The sequence below is a fragment of the Microbacterium sp. UBA837 genome, assembly GCF_002296025.1.
In the GTDB taxonomy this organism is placed as follows: domain Bacteria; phylum Actinomycetota; class Actinomycetes; order Actinomycetales; family Microbacteriaceae; genus Microbacterium.
In genome coordinates, this window is the sequence record NZ_DBHD01000075.1 from 12,702 (window position 1) to 13,220 (window position 519).

Sequence of the window (519 nt, forward strand, 5' to 3'; positions counted from 1 at the left end):
GGACAACTCGGCTGAGGGAAGGACAACTCGGCGGAGGGGGTCAGGTTGCGGCGAGGCGTTCGCGTTCGAGGGCGACGTCGTAGCTGGCGGTGGGCCACTGGGGATCAATGTTCTCCAGCGCCTCCAGCAGCAGGTGCTGGATCGCCAGTCGGGCATACCACTTGCGATTGGCGGGCACCACGTACCACGGTGCATGCTCGGTGGACGTCCGCTCGAAGACCGTCTGATACGCGGCCATGTAGTGCGGCCAGCGCATCCGCTCGCCGACGTCACTGGGGGTGAACTTCCAGTGCTTCTCGGGACGATCCAGGCGCTCCATCAGACGCGCCTTCTGCTCGGCGTACGAGATATGCAGCATGACCTTGATGATCCGCGTTCCGGATGCCGCGACCTGACGCTCGAACTCGTTGATCGCTCCATACCTGCGCTCGATCTCATCGGCATCCGCGAGCTCCCGGACCCGTCCGATCAGAACGTCCTCGTAGTGCGACCGGTCGAACACACCGATCCGGCCGGCGG

Annotated in this window: 1 pseudogene; it reads right to left on the reverse strand. The window is 64.7% G+C overall.

From position 1 onward, the window contains the following. Nucleotides 1-40: 40 nt before the first annotated feature. Nucleotides 41-519 (reverse strand): annotated as a pseudogene (locus B3587_RS05635) (polyphosphate kinase 2 family protein); the annotation flags it as partial.